The organism is Microcoleus sp. S36a_B3, from assembly GCF_036700745.1.
Classification (GTDB): Bacteria; Cyanobacteriota; Cyanobacteriia; order Cyanobacteriales; family Microcoleaceae; genus Microcoleus.
Genome location: NZ_JAUBPN010000041.1, coordinates 13,836 through 32,415 on the forward strand (window position 1 = coordinate 13,836; position 18,580 = coordinate 32,415).

22 protein-coding genes are annotated in these 18,580 nt (G+C 47.3%); all 22 read left to right on the forward strand.

Annotated elements, in window-relative coordinates; translation table 11 throughout:
• Positions 1-39 precede the first annotated feature (39 nt).
• The gene (locus tag QUA01_RS25340) at positions 40-396 is read left to right on the forward strand and encodes an AraC family transcriptional regulator (protein WP_333064425.1); all 357 of its coding nucleotides are present in this window, start codon (positions 40-42) and stop codon (positions 394-396) included.
• Between the two features lie 135 nt (positions 397-531).
• Positions 532-1,431: a pirin family protein gene (locus tag QUA01_RS25345; RefSeq protein WP_333093238.1), complete on the forward strand. Its 900-nt coding sequence runs from the start codon at positions 532-534 to the stop codon at positions 1,429-1,431.
• Between the two features lie 112 nt (positions 1,432-1,543).
• Positions 1,544-2,440, forward strand: a complete 897-nt coding sequence (locus QUA01_RS25350; RefSeq protein WP_333093239.1) for an LLM class flavin-dependent oxidoreductase — start codon at positions 1,544-1,546, stop codon at positions 2,438-2,440.
• A gap of 356 nt (positions 2,441-2,796) precedes the next feature.
• Entirely contained in the window at positions 2,797-3,369 is a 573-nt protein-coding gene (locus tag QUA01_RS25355; RefSeq protein WP_333093240.1) for an SgcJ/EcaC family oxidoreductase, read from the forward strand.
• 58 nt (positions 3,370-3,427) lie between these two features.
• A complete protein-coding gene (locus QUA01_RS25360; RefSeq protein ID WP_333093241.1) occupies positions 3,428-4,021 on the forward strand; it encodes an ester cyclase in 594 nt (197 codons plus the stop codon).
• A 162-nt stretch (positions 4,022-4,183) separates the two neighbouring features.
• Positions 4,184-4,939: an SDR family oxidoreductase gene (locus QUA01_RS25365; protein ID WP_333093242.1), complete on the forward strand. Its 756-nt coding sequence runs from the start codon at positions 4,184-4,186 to the stop codon at positions 4,937-4,939.
• Between the two features lie 203 nt (positions 4,940-5,142).
• Entirely contained in the window at positions 5,143-6,060 is a 918-nt protein-coding gene (locus QUA01_RS25370) for an NAD(P)/FAD-dependent oxidoreductase (protein ID WP_333093256.1), read from the forward strand.
• Positions 6,061-6,264: 204 nt separating this feature from the next.
• Entirely contained in the window at positions 6,265-6,432 is a 168-nt protein-coding gene (locus QUA01_RS25375) for an SDR family oxidoreductase (RefSeq protein ID WP_333084892.1), read from the forward strand.
• A gap of 365 nt (positions 6,433-6,797) precedes the next feature.
• Complete coding sequence (locus tag QUA01_RS25380) at positions 6,798-7,661, forward strand: alpha/beta fold hydrolase (RefSeq protein WP_333093243.1); 864 nt, start codon at positions 6,798-6,800, stop codon at positions 7,659-7,661.
• A gap of 345 nt (positions 7,662-8,006) precedes the next feature.
• Entirely contained in the window at positions 8,007-8,966 is a 960-nt protein-coding gene (locus QUA01_RS25385) for a zinc-dependent alcohol dehydrogenase family protein (RefSeq protein ID WP_333093244.1), read from the forward strand.
• Between the two features lie 245 nt (positions 8,967-9,211).
• The gene (locus QUA01_RS25390) at positions 9,212-9,565 is read left to right on the forward strand and encodes a nuclear transport factor 2 family protein (protein WP_333093245.1); all 354 of its coding nucleotides are present in this window, start codon (positions 9,212-9,214) and stop codon (positions 9,563-9,565) included.
• A 129-nt stretch (positions 9,566-9,694) separates the two neighbouring features.
• The gene (locus QUA01_RS25395) at positions 9,695-10,522 is read left to right on the forward strand and encodes an SDR family oxidoreductase (protein ID WP_333093246.1); all 828 of its coding nucleotides are present in this window, start codon (positions 9,695-9,697) and stop codon (positions 10,520-10,522) included.
• Positions 10,523-10,691: 169 nt separating this feature from the next.
• Positions 10,692-11,588: an alpha/beta fold hydrolase gene (locus QUA01_RS25400; protein WP_333093247.1), complete on the forward strand. Its 897-nt coding sequence runs from the start codon at positions 10,692-10,694 to the stop codon at positions 11,586-11,588.
• 57 nt (positions 11,589-11,645) lie between these two features.
• Positions 11,646-11,840 (forward strand): hypothetical protein, encoded by a 195-nt coding sequence (locus tag QUA01_RS25405; RefSeq protein WP_015179721.1) that lies wholly within the window; start codon positions 11,646-11,648, stop codon positions 11,838-11,840.
• A gap of 74 nt (positions 11,841-11,914) precedes the next feature.
• Positions 11,915-12,778 carry a dioxygenase family protein gene (locus QUA01_RS25410; protein ID WP_333093248.1) on the forward strand — a complete coding sequence of 288 codons (864 nt, stop codon included), beginning with the start codon at positions 11,915-11,917 and terminating at the stop codon, positions 12,776-12,778.
• A 30-nt stretch (positions 12,779-12,808) separates the two neighbouring features.
• The gene (locus QUA01_RS25415; protein ID WP_333093249.1) at positions 12,809-13,273 is read left to right on the forward strand and encodes a lipocalin-like domain-containing protein; all 465 of its coding nucleotides are present in this window, start codon (positions 12,809-12,811) and stop codon (positions 13,271-13,273) included.
• Between the two features lie 592 nt (positions 13,274-13,865).
• A complete protein-coding gene (locus tag QUA01_RS25420; RefSeq protein WP_015179725.1) occupies positions 13,866-14,435 on the forward strand; it encodes a DUF981 family protein in 570 nt (189 codons plus the stop codon).
• A 50-nt stretch (positions 14,436-14,485) separates the two neighbouring features.
• Positions 14,486-15,403: a dioxygenase family protein gene (locus QUA01_RS25425; RefSeq protein ID WP_333093250.1), complete on the forward strand. Its 918-nt coding sequence runs from the start codon at positions 14,486-14,488 to the stop codon at positions 15,401-15,403.
• Between the two features lie 255 nt (positions 15,404-15,658).
• On the forward strand, positions 15,659-16,495 hold the full coding sequence (locus tag QUA01_RS25430) for an alpha/beta fold hydrolase (RefSeq protein ID WP_333093251.1): 837 nt from the start codon (positions 15,659-15,661) through the stop codon (positions 16,493-16,495).
• Between the two features lie 73 nt (positions 16,496-16,568).
• Complete coding sequence (locus QUA01_RS25435; protein WP_333093252.1) at positions 16,569-16,937, forward strand: cupin domain-containing protein; 369 nt, start codon at positions 16,569-16,571, stop codon at positions 16,935-16,937.
• Between the two features lie 341 nt (positions 16,938-17,278).
• A complete protein-coding gene (locus QUA01_RS25440) occupies positions 17,279-18,004 on the forward strand; it encodes an alpha/beta fold hydrolase (protein WP_333093254.1) in 726 nt (241 codons plus the stop codon).
• Positions 18,005-18,267: 263 nt separating this feature from the next.
• Positions 18,268-18,546 (forward strand): SgcJ/EcaC family oxidoreductase, encoded by a 279-nt coding sequence (locus QUA01_RS25445; protein WP_333093255.1) that lies wholly within the window; start codon positions 18,268-18,270, stop codon positions 18,544-18,546.
• Positions 18,547-18,580: the final 34 nt, after the last annotated feature.

An 18,580-nucleotide genomic window follows, 5' to 3' on the forward strand; every position in this document is an offset into this window, starting at 1 on the left:
TTTGTCTGTTTTGTTGAGCAAATTGCCAATCTTTGAACCATGCTAACAATTACAACGCCAACCCTTAAAGCCAAGCGTAAGGGCTTAACGCACACTCGATTACAGCAAGTAATCGGCTATATTCGTGCTCACCTTGATCGAGATTTATCACTGACGGAACTTGCAGAAGTGATCAATATTAGCCCGACTTACTTTGCAAGTTTGTTTAAGCAAACAATGGGAATTTCTCCCCGTCAGTACGTGATTCAGCAGCGCGTGGAACAGGCAAAATTGATGCTATCGAAAACAGATCTGGCGATCGCGGACATTGCCCTGCAAGTCGGCTTCTCCAGCCAAAGCCATTTGACGCAGCACTTCAAACGATTCACAGGAAAGACCCCCAAGCAGATTCGTTAGCGCCATAAGAATCTGAAAGAAATCGAGCCTTGGAACTCATTACATTGACATTAAGTTAGGCAAGAATCTGAAGCAGCAACAGAACTAAGATTGTATCTTCGTCCACAACGTCAACTAAGAATGGATCGGACAAAAATGAGCATTCAGCAATTGATCACGCCTGAAAAGCACGACCTAGGTGGGTTTAGCGTACAGCGCATTTTACCGAGTGAAACCCTAAAAATGGTTGGCCCTTTCATCTTCTTTGATCACTTAGGCCCATCTATTTTCCCGGCTGGAAAAGGCGTCGATGTTAGACCTCATCCCCACATCAATTTAGCGACGGTTACCTATTTGTTTGAAGGAAGCCTTCTGCATAGAGATAGTCTAGGGACAGTACAAGAGATTTTTCCGGGCGAGGTGAACTGGATGACAGCGGGCAAAGGTATTGTTCATTCTGAGCGATCGCCCGAGAGCTTTAGAGAGAAAGAGTCTACTCTTCACGGCATTCAGACCTGGATTGCCCTCCCCGAAATCGCTGAAGAAGTTGAACCCAGCTTTTCACATTATTCGGCGACTGATTTACCGAGGTGGACTCAAACAGGCACCAGCGCGACCTTGATCGCCGGTAGCTATCAGTCTCACCAATCACCAGTTAAAACCTACTCTGCTACTCTTTACCTAGCGCTTGTTTTCACGGAGGGTAGTCAATTTCAGCTAGCGCCAATAGAAGGTTTAGAAAGGGCAGTTTATAGCGTCACATCCGGCCTATTCGTAAATGGAAAGCCTTTAGAGCCATATCGTCTAGCCGTTTTAGCGCCGGATGAATCAGTAAATATCAGTGCGGGGGCTGAGGCAAAAGCAATGATTATCGGCGGGGCACCAGTGGGCGATCGCACAAAGTACTGGAACTTTGTGTCGAGCCGCTCAGCGCGTATCGAGCAGGCAAAACGAGATTGGCAAGACCGCCGCTTCCCGGCGGTTCCCGGTGAAACTGAATTCATTCCGCTCCCTGATAATTCAGATCACGGTAGTAGCGCGCCCCCTCTGAGCTGACGATAGTTAGGCGTTTTTGCTGAGCGAGAGAACAGCAGCTTAACTTGTACACCAAGGCTTTCTACTATTTCGGATTAAGTCTATTTCATTCGCAAAACGCTTGGGAAATGATATGGAAGTTGGAATTGACAGTTTTGCCTCGGTTGGAACGAGTGAGAATGGTGAAACGACGGATGCCGCGCAGTCTGTCGCCGAACTGCTGGAGAGAATAGAGCAGGCGGATCGTTCCGGCTTGGATATCTTCGGTATCGGCGAGCATCATCGGCATGAATTTTTAGATTCGGCAAACGCGGTTATTCTCGCCGCTGCCGCCGCACGCACCGAGCGCATCCGTCTAACCAGCGCGGTTACGGTGCTGAGCGCGGCTGACCCGGTGCGTGTGTTTCAACAATTCGCCACGCTCGATTTGATTTCAAAAGGTCGCGCCGAAATGGTGGTCGGGCGCGGCTCGTTCACCGAAGCCTTTCCGCTATTCGGATTAAGTCTCGGCGATTACGACGAGATTTTTGCTGAAAAGCTCGAACTCTTGCTCAAAATTCGGGACAATGAAACGGTCGATTGGTCGGGCAAATTTCGCCTCGCGCTGGAAAACCAAGCGATTTATCCGCGTCCGCTGCAAAAGCCGTTTCCCATCTGGATCGGGTTCGGCGGTACGCCGCAGTCTTTCCGCCGCGCCGGAATGCTTGGACTGCCGCTCGTGGTCGCCATTATCGGCGGCGAAACGCATCGCTTTCGTTCGCTCGTCGATTTATACCGCGATGCCGGAGCGCGCGCCGGCATCGCGCCCGAAGCATTGAAAGTTTCATTGCATTCAATCGGTTATGTCGCCGACACGACCGAGCAAGCCATTGAAGAGTTCGGCGTTGCTGAATACAGGTATGAATTCAAGATTTCGGAATTTCTAGAAGCCAAGTATGGTGAGTTTTGTAACATCAAGCGAAAAGTGGATTCATACCGTGAATCAGCAACGCCAAGAGTTCTTTCCAGGGTACGCCGAAACCTTCACTAGAATCTGCAGAGAGAGAGGCTGGCCGCCCGTTACGCGCGCCGCTTTTGACGCGCAGCGCGGCGCAACCGGCGCGTTACTCGTAGGCAGTCCCGAAGAAGTGGCGGAGAAAATCCGCCGTCACAGCGAATCGCTCGGCGGCATTTCAAGAGTAACGTTTCAAATGGACAACGCGCAGATGAACCACGCCCAACTGATGCGCTCCATTGAACTGATTGGAATGCGAATGTCGCCACTCTTGAACAATTAAAATATGCTCGCGATCGTAGACAACCTACCCATCGTTCTATATACAGCTCAAAAGAAACATTGGGTGAAATTGAGGCAACCGCATCATTGTAATTTAGGTGCCCAAAACTATGAATTCACAAACACCTCAAACCACCACCACTGCTGACGAGTCGGCAATTCGTGATTTTCTTCACCAGATGATTGATGCTTGGAATGGAGGCAGCGGTGAAGACTTTGCTGCTCCGTTTAGCGAAACTGCCGACTTCATCGCCTTCGAGGGAACGCATCTCAAGGGTCGAAAAGAAATAGCTGAATTTAACCAGCAAGCCTTCGATACCGTTGTCAACGGAACACGCCTGGAGGGTGAGGTGAATTTCGTCCACTTCCTGAATTCTCAACTTGCTCTCATGAGCGGAGCTGTCAGGGTAATGCTGCCCGGACAATCCGAAACTTCACCGTCACGAAATTCGATGCAGCTATTCGTCATGATGAAACGTGATCGAGATTGGCAAATTGAAGGGCTACTCAAGGCCCGGAAGTGGACGCTAGAACGGCAATTTTTCCTGGACGAGTTTGACTCGCTGAGTGAAGAGGCTCAACGTCAATTAACCGATCTCGTTATAGATATCAAGCAGGCTTCACTTCAATCGCGTGAGTCAACAAAGAATTTGGCAACGATCGTGAATGAAATAAGAATCTGAAAGAAATTAAGCATTGTAATCAATACAGTTGAGATAGAACAAACTAGGAGAATCTAACGTGGTCAAAGAGCAAACTGTAGACAAACAAGCAAATGTACAGGCAACCCCTAATCTGACACCTGCTCAGGAAGCTTTACAAGCGGTCTGGGAAGAGCATATCGGGCACGAGTTTGGTACTCACAGCCCTGAAGATGCTCTCGCTACAATGGTTGAGGACGCTTACGTGAATCACATTCCGGTAATGACTGGGGGAGTAGGGAAACCGGCACTGCGTGAGTTTTATTCCAAGTACTTCATTCCACAGATGCCGCCGGATATAGAACTGGCTCCGGTTTCGCGCACAATCGGAACCAATCAACTCGTCGATGAAATGCTGGTTAAGTTCACTCATACCATCCAGATGGACTGGATGCTACCCGGCATTGCTCCGACCGGGAAACAGGTTGAAGTGCCAGTGGTCGCGATTATTCGGTTCCGTGACGGCAAGTTAGCCCATGAACACCTCTACTGGGATCAGGCGAGTGTATTGGTTCAACTCGGCATGCTTGATCCGGTTACGCTGCCCGTTGTAGGGGTTGACAGTGCACGCAAGGTACTTGATCCGGGCTTGCCCTCAAACGCACTGCTCGATCGTGCCAGCAATCGCGACTAAGTGTAGGAGCCAGCAAATATCAATGCCTAAACCCGCCATTTTGCAACCAGGATCGTACTCATCCTGGTTGTAGGAGGTGCTTCTTATTGCTGGCCCCTACACGTATTGCTCATTGAGTTTTTGACAAAGTGACACAGCCATTCACAACAAGAGGTAACTATCATGATGCTGAAAGACAAGGTTGCTTTGGTGACTGGCGGAACATCGGGAATTGGTAGAGCAACTGCGATCGCTTATGCCCAACAACAAGCAAAGGTGGTAGTAGTTGGTCGTCGAATTGATGAAGGTGAAGAAACTGTTCGATTGATTCAGGATGCTGGCGGAGAGGCGATTTTTGTGCAAGCAGATGTCACGAAAGAAGCCGATGTTAAAGCAATGGTTGATAAAGCGGTTGGCGTTTTTGGTCGGTTAGATATTGCCTTTAATAATGCAGGAACTGTCGGCGAAAATCCCTCATTGATTGAGCAAACAGAAGCGGAATACGATCGCATTATGAACGTCAATGTCAAAGGTGTTTGGTTGTCGATGAAACATGAAATTGCTCAGATGTTGAAAAAGGGAAGTGGTGCGATCGTCAATACGGCATCTGCGAATGGAGTAGTTGCACTTCCTGGCGTACCCCTCTACACCGCGAGTAAGCACGCGGTAATAGGCTTAACAAAAGCTGCTGCGCTCCAATATGCCAAGGCGGGTATTCGCATCAATGTCGTTGCACCAGCAGTAATCGAAACAGATATGTTTGAAGCAGCTACAGGTGGGCAGGATGAAGCCAAAGCTTACATAACAGGACTTCACCCGATCGGACGAATTGGAACACCGCTTGAAGTTGCAAATGCAGTCCTGTTTTTATCATCTGACCTGGCATCGTTCGTAACAGGTGAAACGTTGATGGTAGATGGTGGCTTTGTAGCGCAATAGTCGAAAAGCAGGGCGAAATGTTTGATACAGCACTTCAAGCGACTCACTAAAGTAACACTGAAATAGGTTCGCTAATTCCATAGGAAACTCCATAAGAATCTGCAAGAAGTTGAGTGTTGGAACTGACTACACTCAAGTGAACTAAGACAAAGAGACCTTAGGAGTTGATGATTATGTCCAAAGTTGGAGAACAGAAAAAGATGATGAACCGAAACAAAGAGATTTACGAGTGCGTCATTGTCGGTGGCGGTTCCGCTGGACTCAGTGCGGCACTGCTTTTAGGCAGAAGTCGCCGTCGAGTGTTAGTCTGCGACAAAGGGAATCCGCGTAACGCTCCCGCACACGAGTCGCACAGTTTTTTCACCCGCGATGGCATCAGTCCACATGAACTTTTGAGCATCGGGCGCGACCAACTCAAACCTTATAAAAGCGTTGAATTTCAAGCGATCGGGGTCAAGGAAATCAACCCATCCGGCAATCAATTTGAAGTTGTGTTTGAGGATGGCACGATTAAAAAAACGCGCAAAATTTTGCTGGCTTTCGGGGTAATGGATGAATTTCCAGCTCTCGAAAACTTTGGTGATTTCTGGGGCAAAAGCGTGTTTCATTGTCCCTATTGCCATGCCTGGGAAGTGCGCGACGAGCCGCTTGCCATTGTTGGAAATGGCGAAACGGGCATCGAAATGGCGGCATTGCTGAAAAATTGGAGTGCTGATTTAGTCCTCTGCACCAACGGCAAAGCCGATCTAACCGCTGATCAAAGGACACTCTTGGAAAACCACAAAATCCTTGTTCGCGAAGAGAAAATTATCCGACTCGAAGGCGATAACGGACAATTAGAAAACATCGTTTTTGAGACAAACGAGAAAATTGCGCGTCGCGGAATACTGATCCGACCAAAGCAAACACTCCGTTCAAACCTAGCTGAAAAGTTAGGCTGTGAGTTGAATGAATTTAATTTAATCAAGACGACCAATGTTTTTAACGAAACTAGCGTCAAAGGCGTTTATGCGGCAGGTGACATCACTTCACCCATGCAAGTGATCGTCGCTGCTGTTTTTCAGGGTAGCGTTGCTGCTAGCGGCTTAAATCACTCTCTGATTATGGAAGATTTCCTCTAAATTAAGGTAATTCAATCTTCATCAGAACAAGCATTGTAGCTGGTCTAGTTTCATAGATCAAGAGAGTAGGGAAAGTCATGCGTGTTAATTACATATCAAGTCTACAGAGCGATCTAATGATGCAGTCTTTGTGGTGGTGGGTTGGTAGCGCAGTAGTCGAAAGGCAGTACGAAACGTTGCGACCAAGTAGCGATCGACACCGATATTAATCCCGCAGACAGCGACTTTGCCGCAGAGCAGACCAAGATGACTGCCCTCGGTCGCTATGGACAGGGTGACGAGGTAGCTGGCATGGTCTCTTATCTCGCCAGTTTTGAAGCTGATTTTGTTACGGGCGCAAGTCTCAAAATTGATGGCGGCTATACCGCTTGAACAACAGGTAATCCAGATCTGCAACCACTACAGCAATCCTAATTGGAGTCTGACGGGTCGTAAGGATGGAACCCTGGCTGGAGGCGCAGCCCTCACTCCCCTTATTCACAAGTAGGTCGTAAACGCTACAAACCTTATTCAGAGAAATTCAGAGGACATCATTATTTCGCAAAAACTCTCAGAAAAAGTTGCACTCGTCACATAGCTCATCCACACAGCAGAAAACAGCAATGATAAACTCTTCGATATCAAACATTTTTTTCACCTTCTGTTCTGGCACAATTGCTTACCAGAAGCATAGGGTGGGATTTTCCTTATTGAAAGTTGCACATTGCCTGTTAGTTATCATCGTTCTGGTTGTCAGTGTGCTTGTTGGCTCTGGTTGGCTGAATCGCGCAACTCCTGCTTCAACTTGTGACATCGCAACTCGCTCTACCCAAATCGGGAGTGGAACGCTTTCCTATAATCAAGCAGGGACAGGACAGCCGATTTTACTGCTGCATGGATTATTTGCCGAGAAAGAGCAGTGGAATGGCATGATGTGCGAGTTGGCTAGAGTAGGTTATCAAGCGATCGCACCCGATCTACCCGGTTATGCCAAGAGTACTGGATTTACCGTGAAAGACTATGCACTAGAGAATCAGGTAGCCCTCCTGCACCAGTTTGTCGAGCAGCTAAAGATTCAATCCCTTGATGTTGCAGGTAGCTCGATGGGGGGCACGATCGCAGCCCTTTACAGCCAGCTTTATCCCAACCAAGTTCGCAGCCTCGCCTTTATCGGTTCACCGCTAGGCGTAACGAATTGGGCAACTAGCGTCAGGAAATCGATTATTGAGGGCATCAATCCCTTTATTCCGATTACCAAAGAGCAGTTCGATCTAGAAATCAGTCTGCTTTTCGTGACGCCTCCTACGATTCCGGATGAGGTCAAAACCGAGAAAGTGAACGATTATGTGAATCGTAATCGAAATTATCAGCAGACTTGGGACATTGTGAATCTTTATGATGATGTGCTTTGTCAGTTGCCTCACAGTCGGGTTCCGACCCTGGCAATTTGGGGTCAGGAAGACAAAATCTATGATATTCGGGATGTCGATCGCTCACATCGCTGTTTTCCAGGGAGTCAAATTATTCAATTACCCAAAGCAGGACATTTGCTGTTGATCGAAAACGCTCAGGAAGCAGCATCGAATTATCTTGGTTTTCTGAAAAAAATCAAAAATCGATAGACGAATCAAGCATTCAGCAATTAGGCTTTGGTGTCGAGGAATTGAATCTCAGCCAGTTGTTGGCTAATGACCTGAACATTAGGCTTACAAAAGAAAGGAGATCGCTATGAGAAACAATGGAACGACATGACTATTTAGTTAAGTTGCACATCGCCTTTGGCTGGGAGCGAGAAAACTTTTTTGGTATGCTACGAGGCTGTGATATCTGCATTTGCTACTAAACGGTAACTACCTTACCAAATCGTGCTGACTTACGAAGTTAGGTAGAACTTACCTACGCTGAATAGTATTGAAATCCCGTCACTGTTTATTCTAAATCAAGGAGAGTTGGCACAGATGGAATCTATGAAAGCAGCCGTATTAACTGCGTTTGGTGATGCTGAGAAGTTTGAGATTCAAACTGTTCCGATACCAACACTGAAGGCGAATCAGGTGTTAGTCAGAGTTTGTGCAACCTCGATTAACCCGGTCGATTATCAAACTCGTCGTGGTGATTACAAAGAACTGGTTCAATTACCCGCCATCCTTGGAGTTGATGTTTCAGGGGTGATTGAGGCAATTGGCGAAGCTGTGACTGATTTCAAGGTGGGAGACAACGTGTATTACTCGCCGCAAATTTTTGGAGAATTCGGTAGCTACGCTCAGTATCATGTGGCTGATGCAGCGATTGTTGCATTGAAGCCTGCAAATCTATCGCACATTGAAGCAGCTTCTTTTCCGCTTGCAGGCGGAACGGCTTGGGATTGTCTAGTGACTAGGGGCAATCTACAAGTTGGTGAAACAGTTCTCATCCATGCGGGTGCGGGTGGAGTGGGTTCGATCGCAGTTCAACTCGCCAAAGCGATAGGGGCATACGTTTTTGCAACGTGTAGTTCTAGAAACCGAGATTTCGTGACAGAACTGGGTGCAGATCGAGTGATTGATTACAAAAATGAAGATTACGTAGAAGTCATTCGTCAAGAAACAAATGGACTGGGTGTGGATTTAGTTCTAGATACAATCGGCGGAGAAACAATTCAGCGTAGTCTAGAAATCATTCGTCCCTTTGGTAGGCTTACAAGCATTGTAGACATTGCAGTACCGCAATCGCTTTTTGAAGCATGGGGTAAGAATCTGACGATTCATTTTGTTTTTTCACCCCAGTATCGAGCAAAATTAGAGGCTTTGACAAAACTGATCGAGCGTCATCAGCTTCGCCCAGTGATTGATTCAGTATTTTCTTGGGATCAGGTCATTCTGGCACATCAACGTATAGAGCAGGGAGGAACACGGGGCAAAGTTGTGCTGAAGTTTACAGAAAATTAGACCAGCTTTACAGCATTGGTAATTGCTAAACGGATCGGAGTTTGATTGTGTGCTGAAGGTCAACATTGATTGGAACTCGCATAACAATCCCGTTGCACGCCAACCATACAAAGATAGTTAGTTGAGTACGAAAGGTTGCTAGCGGCAGATGATGGCGGGCGATCGCTGACTACGCTGAGGAGAAGAATGCGCTGGTAGAGAGATCGTTCCGTTAAAGCATCCACTTGAACAGAGGAGAGATTCAGATGTCAGAGAACAATAAAGCTGTCTTAGAAGCGGCAAATGCGGCGAACGCAGCAGGCAACTATGAAGGATTCTTGTCATTCTGCACTGACGACACGAAATGGACGTTCGTAGGGGACAAGACCCTTAACGGAAAAGAAGCTGTTCGCCAATATATGGCAGAGACATACATAGAGCCGCCAAAGTTTACGGTCGCCAACTTAATCGCTGAGGGTGATTTCGTCACGGCAGTTGGCGACATCACACTGAAGGACGCAGACGGGAAAGCGGCTCATTACTCGTACTGCGATGTCTGGCGCTTTCGCGGCAGCAAGATTATCGAATTAAGGGCTTTCGTCATCAAAATCTCGGTCTGACCCGCCGTCGTCGTTCACGTCGTTTTCAACCTGCTCACTATCCCGGTGATGGCAATCGCTGGCATGGGCTGAGATGCGATCGGAGTTCAATTTTTGAAAGTTAATATTGATTGCAACAGGAGAAATAGAATGATACTTCAGGATAAAGTGGCGTTAGTCACTGGAGGCACAGCGGGAATCGGTAGAGCAACAGCGATCGCTTATCCCCAACAACAAGCAAAGGTGGTGGTAGTTGGTCGTCGAATTGATGAAGGTGAAGAAACGGTTCGATTGATTCAGGATGCTGGCGGAGAGGCGATTTTTGTGCAAGCAGATGTCACGAAAGAAGCCGATGTTAAAGCAATGGTTGATAAAACGGTTGACGTTTTTGGTCGGTTGGATATTGCCTTTAATAATGCAGGAATGGGCGGCGAAAATCCCTCATTGATTGAGCAAACAGAAGCTGAATATGACCGCACTATGAATGTCAATGTCAAAGGTGTTTGGTTGTCGATGAAATATGAAATTGCTCAGATGTTGAAACAGGGAAGTGGTTCGATCGTCAATATGGCATCTGCGGTTGGAGTCGTTGCACTTCCTAACATACTCCTCTACACCGCGAGTAAACATGCGGTAGTAGGCTTAACAAAAGCTGCTGCGCTCCAATATGCCAAAGCGGGTATTCGCATCAATGCCGTTGCACCAGGGTCAATCCAAACAGATATGTTTGAAGCTGCTGCGCTCCAATATGCCAAAGCGGGTATTCGCATCAATGTCGTTGCACCAGGGGCAATCCAAACAGATATGTTTGAAGCAGTTACAGATGAAGCCAAAGCTTACTTGACAGGACTTCACCCGATCGGACGAATTGGAACACCGCTTGAAGTTGCCAATGCAGTTCTGTTTTTATCATCTGACATGGCATCGTTCGTAACAGGTGAAACGTTGATGGTAGATGGTGGGTTTGTAGCGCAATAGTCGAACGACAGTGCGAGATGACAACACTTGCAGGCAAAGTTGCACTGGTAACAGGTGGTTCTCGCGGTTTAGGAGCGGCGATCGTAGGGTATGCCAAAGGTGTCCAAGATTCCAAGTCTGAGCGTCGAAGCTCAGTCGGAAGAAAATCAAAAACAGAGAGAATTGTACGATGAAAATACGCTACGGGTTTCGACAGGTCGGCGATGTCGAAGTGTTCTACCGTGAGGCGGGGTCAAGCGATGCGCCAGTAATACTGCTGTTGCACGGCTTTCCAACCGCTAGCCATATGTTCCGTGACGTGATCCCTCTCCTTGCTGATCGCTTTCGGCTCATCGCGCCCGATCTACCTGGTTTTGGGCAGACCAAGGCACCGTCACGCGGGACGTTCGACTACAGGTTCGACCGCCTTACCGACGTGATCGAGGGCTTCACCGATGCTTTGTCGCTTGATCGATACGTACTCTACATCTTCGACTACGGTGCGCCGGTAGGTCTGCGTCTGGCGATGCGCCATCCTGAACGGATATCTGCGATCATCTCGCAGAACGGCAACGCTTACCTGGAGGGTTTCAGTGATGAATGGGGTTCGTGGGAGTCCTATTGGCGCGAACCGAGCGCAGCGAACCGGGAAGCCTGCCGACCCTCGCTCGCACCGGACACAATCCGGAACTGGCAGTATGGTACCGGAGCCGATCCAACCCTTCTGTCGCCTGACGGCTACGAACTCGACATCGCCTACATGGGGCGAGCGGGCGCGGAGGAGATCCAGCTCGATCTGATCCTCGATTACGGCAGCAACGTCGCGCTCTATCCGGATTTCCAGTCCTACTTTCGTGAGCAACGTCCGCCGCTTCTCGCCGTCTGGGGTCGTCATGATCCGGCATTTCTGCCCGCTGGTGCTGCCGCTTATCAGCGAGATCTCCCGAATGTAGAGATTCACCTGCTCGACGCCGGACATTTCGCGCTGGAGACTCATGCAGAGGAGGTGGCAACGTTGATCCGCGCATTCCTCGACAGAACGCTCGGTTCCACGCTGCGTCTTGAAGGTGATTGCACAAGAATCTGACAAAACACCCTAAGAATCTGAAAGAAACCGAGCATTAGGAGTCATTACACTCAGACTATGAAAACAGCAGATAGGAAGCAAAAACACATTCTTCGCGATAAGGGACATTCCATGAAACTCTATCATATGCCCGGTGCCTGTTCGCTGGCTGATCTCATCGTTCTTGAATGGATTGGTATGCCGCACGAAATCGTCAGGATGAGTCTTGAAAGCATCAAGTCACCAGACTATAGCTGTAGCCAATTAGATTAGGACACAGATTATAAGTCAAGATAGTCGCCGTAAAACAACCATCATTAATCACGTAACTAAAAAGGAGTTTGATCGTGCAGAACATCACACTTGACACTATCACTGAAGCCGTCATTAATCATGGCGATCGCGGCAAATCTCACCCGCGACTCTATGAAATTTACACGAGCTTGGTTCCACATTTGCATGACTTTGTGCGTGAGGTGAATCTGACAGAATCAGAATTGCAGCAGGGACGTAATTTTCTCAACCAGGCAAGTCATCACACTCAAGAGATTCCCACTGGAGAGATCCATTTGTTGACGGATCTACTAGGGATCTCAGAGTTGGTAGAATTGCTGAACGATTCGCATTGCGGTACAGAAAGCAATTTAGAAGGACCATTGTATGTGCCGAATGCACCAGAACGGCAGATGGGCGATCGCTTGGGTATTGATACAGAAGGAGATTCGCTTTTCCTGTCAGGCAGGGTTTTAGATTTGAACGGTCAACCGATCGCCAATGCTGTGATTGATGTTTGGCAACCCAACTCCAAAGGATTATATGATATCCAAGATCCATCTCAGCCGCTGGGGAATTTTCGCGGACGTTTCAAAACGAACAAGAGTGGAAAGTATATGTTTGAAACCGTCGTGCCACTAGGTTACAAAGTGCCAAGCAGTGGTCCATCTGGCGAATTGCTGCGACTCTTGGGACGGCATCCTTGGCGGGCGGCTCACATCCATTTCAAACTCAGTGCTCCGGAGTATACTTCGCTGACAACACAAATTTTTATTGCTGGCGATCCTCACCTGGATTCAGATACAACCTTTGCAGTTCAATCAGCGATCGTTCAATTGCAAAAGCACGAAGCACCAGACAAACTCAAGGCACACAATCAAAGTAAGCCGTTTTACACAACTGAATTTGATTTTGTGTTAAAACCCGCTACTCTCTAGCGGAAAATCATCAAGCAATGGTTGCACATTATGTCTACACCATCAATCCAGAACAATCTGCTAATTGGCATTTGGAAGTTAATTTCTGCAACTGCCATTTACGCTGATGGAACGGTGACTCCAGACGTGTATGGAACTCATCCGGTTGGCTACATCACTTACACATCAGATGGTCACATGATGGTGATGTTTTCTAGGAGCGATCGCTCACCGCTGAGTCAGGAGGTCAGATCACCGCTGACTCCCCAGATGCAATCTTTACCCGTGGAAGAGCTTGCTCAAGCATTTACAACATTCAATGCTTACGCTGGAACTTATACCTTGAGTGAGAACACAGTAACTCACCAGATCAAAATTGCATCAATTCCTAATCGGGTCGGTACAACATTAGTCCGCACTTTTACTCTGAGTGAGAGCCGAGTGACGCTGAAAACGTTGCCAGTTTTGAGTGATGGTGTTGAGGCGGTTTTCGAGTTGGTGTGGGAGCGCATTTAATTGCTTTGTCATTGCACCACAAAAGCATTTAAGTTTCTACAACTTTGCGACACAGTATCAAATTTAATTCAAGCTTCAACCGCAAGCGAATGCAATCTGAATCAAGATTTTAGCGCTATCAGCCGTCTCTAACTTGTAGCTTAACTCAGCAAACTTGACTGTTCTGAATCAAATGAATGTTGAAGAATGAGGACAACGAAACACCTGTTTCTCAGACATCTACGTTGTAGAAGTCTTCGGTAATGACGTTGAGTTTCATTTACTCGATACCGGACATTTTGCTCTGGAAGAAGATGGGGATGCGATCGCAAATCACATCACGCAATTTCTCGCATCATGGCTGCAACCCATCCCTGTCTAATAAGTGCGAAGATTGCTGGGCAAGCGCTTTCGTATTGGCGATGTTCACCTGATGGTGATACAGCCTCGCCTGCCCCGCTACAAACTTGAAATTCCCGATCATTATCGTTTTAGTGCTGTGGTGAAAGAGTATTTCTGAAGCCAAAACTGGTACACACAGCAATGCGACAGGCATTGCATACTTCAGTTTTTGTCTAAGTCTTAACAAAACCGAACATTTGCAGGAGGTCTAATGTTTATCGATTACCTGACACTCATGCTGATTAATCTATCGGCTGGACTCGCTCTGTTAGCTGCCTATGTGTATTTTGGTCTTGGTACTTCAAATCAGAAACGCTGGATTCCTGGTTTTGGTGTAGTCGGCGCGATCGCTTTAGTCACTGGCTTACACATGACTTTTACCTGGCCCATTATTGGTAGTTTCAATGTTGCCTATGGTGAAACAACTGTTCTGTTTGGCATTTTGTTTGTAGGAACTTCCCTAACTCTGGCAATGGGTTGGGAATTATTTACCCTGGGCATTTATGGATTCTTTGCAGGACTGGTATCGCTTCTAATTGGCTTTCGCATCATAAACCTGGGAATAACACAACTTCCTTTGCTGTCAGGAATTGGGTTCATTCTCGTTGGCTTAGGAGGAATTTTTTCTGTACCAACCCTCTCTCTCAAATCAACCCGGCTCTTGCGAACTATTGGAGCAATTGTGTTAAGTGTGGCAGCTCTCATCTTTGCTTATATCGGATTGACTGCCTACTGGGCGCATCTTGCGGACTTTTCGACATGGAAGCCCCTGCCAAGATAGTCGCCGTAAAACAACCATCATTAATCACGTAACTAAAAAGGAGTTTGATCGTGCAGAAAATCGCACTTGACACTATCACTGAAGCCGTCATTAATCATGGCGATCGTGGCAAATCTCACACGCGACTGTATGAAATTTACACGAGCTTCGTTCGACATTTGCATGACTTTGTGCGTGAGGTGAATCTGACTGAATCAGAGTTGCAGCAGGGACGTAATTTTCTCAACCGGGTCAGTCATCACACTCAGGAGATTCCCGCTGGAGAAATGCAGGCGTTAACAGATCTACTCGGAATCTCAGAGTTGGTAGAATTACTGCACGATTCGCATTGCGGTACAGAAAGCAATTTAGAAGGACCATTGTATGTGCCGAATGCACCAGAACGGCAGATGGGCGATCGCTTAGGCATTGATCCAGAAGGCGACACGCTTTTCCTGTCAGGCAGTGTTTTAGATGTGAACGGTCAACCGATCGCCAATGCTCTGATTGATGTTTGGCAACCCAATTCCAAAGGATTATATGACATCCAAGATCCATCTCAGCCGCTGGGGAATTTTCGCGGACGTTTCAAAACGAACAAGAGTGGAAAGTATATGTTTGAAACAGTCGTGCCACTAGGTTACAAAGTGCCAAGCAGTGGCCCATGTGGCGAGTTGCTGGGACTCTTGGGACGGCATCCCTGGCGGGCGGCTCACATCCATGTCAAAGTCAGTGCCCCGGAGTACACTCCGCTGACAACACAAATTTTTATGGCTGGCGATCCTCACCTGGATTCAGATACAACTTTTGCAGTGCGATCGGCGATCGTTCAATTGCAAAAGCACGAAGCACCAGACAAACTCAAGGCACACAATCAAAGTAAGCCGTTTTACACAACTGAATTTGATTTTGTGTTGACACCCGTTACTTCAGCCGAAGACTATAAAGCAACATCTGAACAACATGCCTACACCATTGATTCAAAATAACCCGCTAATTGGCATTTGGAAGTTAATTTCTGCAACAGCAGAATCAAAGCCATCTTAGAGGCGGCAAACGCGGCGATCGCGCTCAGGCAACAATGAAGGATTCTTGTCGTTATGAAGCGATGATACGCAATGGATTCTTGCCCCATCTTGAAGTCTGCTTAACACAGCATTGTTAAGACGGTGCTCGATCGCTGCATAAAAATTGTGATGCAACAGACAAAAACATATCATCAATTTACAACGGAGAAACTTCTCATGCCTTACATTACCGTTGGTCAAGAAAACTCTGCAACCATCGATCTCTACTACGAAGATATTGGGACAGGTCAACCGATTGTTCTGATTCATGGATTTCCATTGAACGGACATTCCTGGGAGAAGCAGGTTTTAGTTTTACTGAATGCAGGATATCGAGTAATTACCTACGATCGTCGAGGATTTGGCAACTCCAGTCAGCCATCATCTGGCTATGACTACGATACCTTCGCCGCCGATTTGAATACACTCATGACCAAGCTTGACTTGCAAAATACCGTGCTGGTCGGTTTCTCAATGGGAACAGGTGAAGTCACACGTTATCTTGGCAAATACGGCTCAGAGCGGGTGCAGAAAGCCGTGCTGATGGCTCCCGTTCCACCGTTTCTGTTAAAGACAGACGACAATCCAGAGGGTGTTGATCAAAGTGTCTTCGATGGCATGATGAAAGCGATTGTTGACGATCGTCCAGCTTATTTTTCTGCCTTTTTCAAAGAGTTCTTCAATGTTGATGTATTGCTTGGCGATCGCATCAGCAATGAAGCAATTCAAGCCAGTTGGAATGTAGCAGTAGGGGCTTCTGCTAAAGGGACTTTAGACTGTGTACCCTCCTGGCTGACTGATTTCCGCGATGATCTGCCCCGCATTGATGTACCGACTCTGATTATTCATGGAGATAGCGATCGCATTCTGCCGCTTGAGTCCACCGCAGCAAGACTTCCAAAGCTGATTAAAAACAGTCAACTGGTTGTCATTCCTGGCGGACCGCACGCCATCAACTGGACTCACGCTGATCAGGTCAATCCCGTGTTGCTGGACTTTCTTCAGCAGAAATAATCAGTGACCCTTTCTCCTCCGAAATTCACAGATCCTGAACTTGATCCGATTGTGTAATTGCAAGCCTAAACTTATGCTGATCCAAAAACTAAACGACTGTGAAGAAATTATCGCTGGAGATGGAACTGTTCTGCGCGAACTGCTTCATCCTGACAAACAAGATATCAACTTGCGTTACAGTTTGGCACATGCGATCTTGCCTGTTGGCGAAACTTCGATTCCCCATTCTCTAAAGACTTCTGAGGTTTATTACATCATTAGCGGTGTTGGCGAAATGTCGATCGACAGTGAAGTTCGTCGCATTGAACCAGGCGATACGGTTTACATTCCTCCAAATGCAATCCAGTTCCTTCACAACTACGGCGACGAACCCATTGTTTTCGTTTGTCTAGTTGATCCAGCTTGGCGCAAAGAAGACGAAACGATTTATGCACCAGTCTGATTCATGTAAATCTCACTGCTAGGGATGATTGCTCACGATCTTAGGAAACCCAGCCATCGTTTTCAGTCAATGTTCATTGAAACTCTCTAGGAGCCATCATGAGTACTGCTGTAGTGAATAGCACGTCCCATGTTGTGATGGTTGCCCATGCAGACGCTGTTGCCAAACTCATCGATTGTGCTGCAACCGCGCTATAGACGAGGCATAAACGCATCCGGCTACATCACTGGACAATCCTTAGTGATCGATGGCGGATACACAGCGAACTGACCCATTTCAAGAGAGAACAAGAGAGAAAAGACGAGCTTGATTTTCAGATCACATTTACAAGGAGGGATTCTATGTCAACTTTTGTCTTAGTTCATGGCTCCTGGCATGATGGTTCTGCTTGGCAGGCAGTCATTGATCAACTAGAAGCAAAGGGACATCATGCTTTTGCGCCCACGATCGCTGGGCATGGCAAAGGCGTGAACAAAAACGTCAACCATGCTCAATGCACGCAATCGGTCGTCGATTACATTGTGAGTAAAGACTTAAACGATATCGTTCTAGTCGGACATAGTTTCGGTGGGACAATTATTGCCAAAGTTGCTGAAGCAATCAGCGATCGCATTCGACGACTCATCTTCTTCAATGCCTTTGTCCTCAATGATGGTGAAAGCATCAACGATAACACCCCACCGCACTCTCAAGCGTTATCCGATCAGCTAGCGAGACAATCGGGCGATCATACGGTGATGCTACCTTTTGAGATTTGGCGAGAAGCGTTTATCAACGACGCTGACCTCGAACTGGCTCGATCGAGTTACGCACAATTATCGCCTGAACCGTATCAACCGTGGCTTGACAAGTTAGACCTAAAGCAGTTTTACTCGCTGCCCATCCCCAAAAGCTACCTTTACTGTACCGAAGACAACGTCCTTCCTCAAGGCGATTGGGGTTGGCATCCCAGAATGTCTACCCGCTTGGGGCTATTTCGGTTCGTGCAAATGTCTGGTAGTCATGAGGTGATGTTTTCCAACCCGGTCGGCTTGGCAGAAAAGATGATTGCGGCAGGACGTGACTAGCTGATGGTTGAGATGAACAACAGACAATCGCTTATCCCCGAAACAAGGGCGCTAACCGATCAGAATTTGACCAATCATCGTAGGAATCTGAAAGCAATCAAGCATTGGTACTGTCTATACTTCAGATCAAACAAACGGAATTAGCCGGCAACGCTTGCTGCTCCAGTAAGTTCATAGCGATCGAACGCAGCAGTGCATCTTCGTGCTGTTGTGTTCCTAAACTGCCAAAACAATTAGATAAGAAATCCCAAAACGAGGCGCTTATGAATTCACAAACAATTCAAAATCAACTCACCAGTCCTACTGACGAGTCCGCAATCCGTGCTTTCCTTCACCAGATGATTGATGCTTGGAATCGAGGTAGCGGGGAAGGCTTTGCTGCCCCGTTTAGCGAAACTGCCGATTTCATCGCGTTCGAGGGAACGCATCTCAAGGGTCGAAAAGCGATCGCTGCATTTCATCAGCAAGCGTTCGACACGGTTGTCAAAGGAACACGTTTGGGTAGTGCTAAACAAGTAATGATGCATTATAATGATGGATGAAATACCAGATAGCACCGATATGGTTGTCTAATGA

What these genes read in the sequence shown, in the direction of transcription:
- QUA01_RS25340 (WP_333064425.1), top strand. Translation starts at nt 40, where the DNA reads ATGCTAACAATTACAACGCCAACCCTTAAAGCCAAGCGTAAGGGCTTA.
- QUA01_RS25345 (WP_333093238.1), top strand. Translation starts at nt 532, where the DNA reads ATGAGCATTCAGCAATTGATCACGCCTGAAAAGCACGACCTAGGTGGG.
- QUA01_RS25350 (WP_333093239.1), top strand. Translation starts at nt 1,544, where the DNA reads ATGGAAGTTGGAATTGACAGTTTTGCCTCGGTTGGAACGAGTGAGAAT.
- QUA01_RS25355 (WP_333093240.1), top strand. Translation starts at nt 2,797, where the DNA reads ATGAATTCACAAACACCTCAAACCACCACCACTGCTGACGAGTCGGCA.
- QUA01_RS25365 (WP_333093242.1), top strand. Translation starts at nt 4,184, where the DNA reads ATGATGCTGAAAGACAAGGTTGCTTTGGTGACTGGCGGAACATCGGGA.
- QUA01_RS25370 (WP_333093256.1), top strand. Translation starts at nt 5,143, where the DNA reads ATGAACCGAAACAAAGAGATTTACGAGTGCGTCATTGTCGGTGGCGGT.
- QUA01_RS25385 (WP_333093244.1), top strand. Translation starts at nt 8,007, where the DNA reads ATGAAAGCAGCCGTATTAACTGCGTTTGGTGATGCTGAGAAGTTTGAG.
- QUA01_RS25390 (WP_333093245.1), top strand. Translation starts at nt 9,212, where the DNA reads ATGTCAGAGAACAATAAAGCTGTCTTAGAAGCGGCAAATGCGGCGAAC.
- QUA01_RS25395 (WP_333093246.1), top strand. Translation starts at nt 9,695, where the DNA reads ATGATACTTCAGGATAAAGTGGCGTTAGTCACTGGAGGCACAGCGGGA.
- QUA01_RS25400 (WP_333093247.1), top strand. Translation starts at nt 10,692, where the DNA reads ATGAAAATACGCTACGGGTTTCGACAGGTCGGCGATGTCGAAGTGTTC.
- QUA01_RS25405 (WP_015179721.1), top strand. Translation starts at nt 11,646, where the DNA reads ATGAAAACAGCAGATAGGAAGCAAAAACACATTCTTCGCGATAAGGGA.
- QUA01_RS25415 (WP_333093249.1), top strand. Translation starts at nt 12,809, where the DNA reads ATGTCTACACCATCAATCCAGAACAATCTGCTAATTGGCATTTGGAAG.
- QUA01_RS25420 (WP_015179725.1), top strand. Translation starts at nt 13,866, where the DNA reads ATGTTTATCGATTACCTGACACTCATGCTGATTAATCTATCGGCTGGA.
- QUA01_RS25430 (WP_333093251.1), top strand. Translation starts at nt 15,659, where the DNA reads ATGCCTTACATTACCGTTGGTCAAGAAAACTCTGCAACCATCGATCTC.
- QUA01_RS25435 (WP_333093252.1), top strand. Translation starts at nt 16,569, where the DNA reads ATGCTGATCCAAAAACTAAACGACTGTGAAGAAATTATCGCTGGAGAT.
- QUA01_RS25440 (WP_333093254.1), top strand. Translation starts at nt 17,279, where the DNA reads ATGTCAACTTTTGTCTTAGTTCATGGCTCCTGGCATGATGGTTCTGCT.
- QUA01_RS25445 (WP_333093255.1), top strand. Translation starts at nt 18,268, where the DNA reads ATGAATTCACAAACAATTCAAAATCAACTCACCAGTCCTACTGACGAG.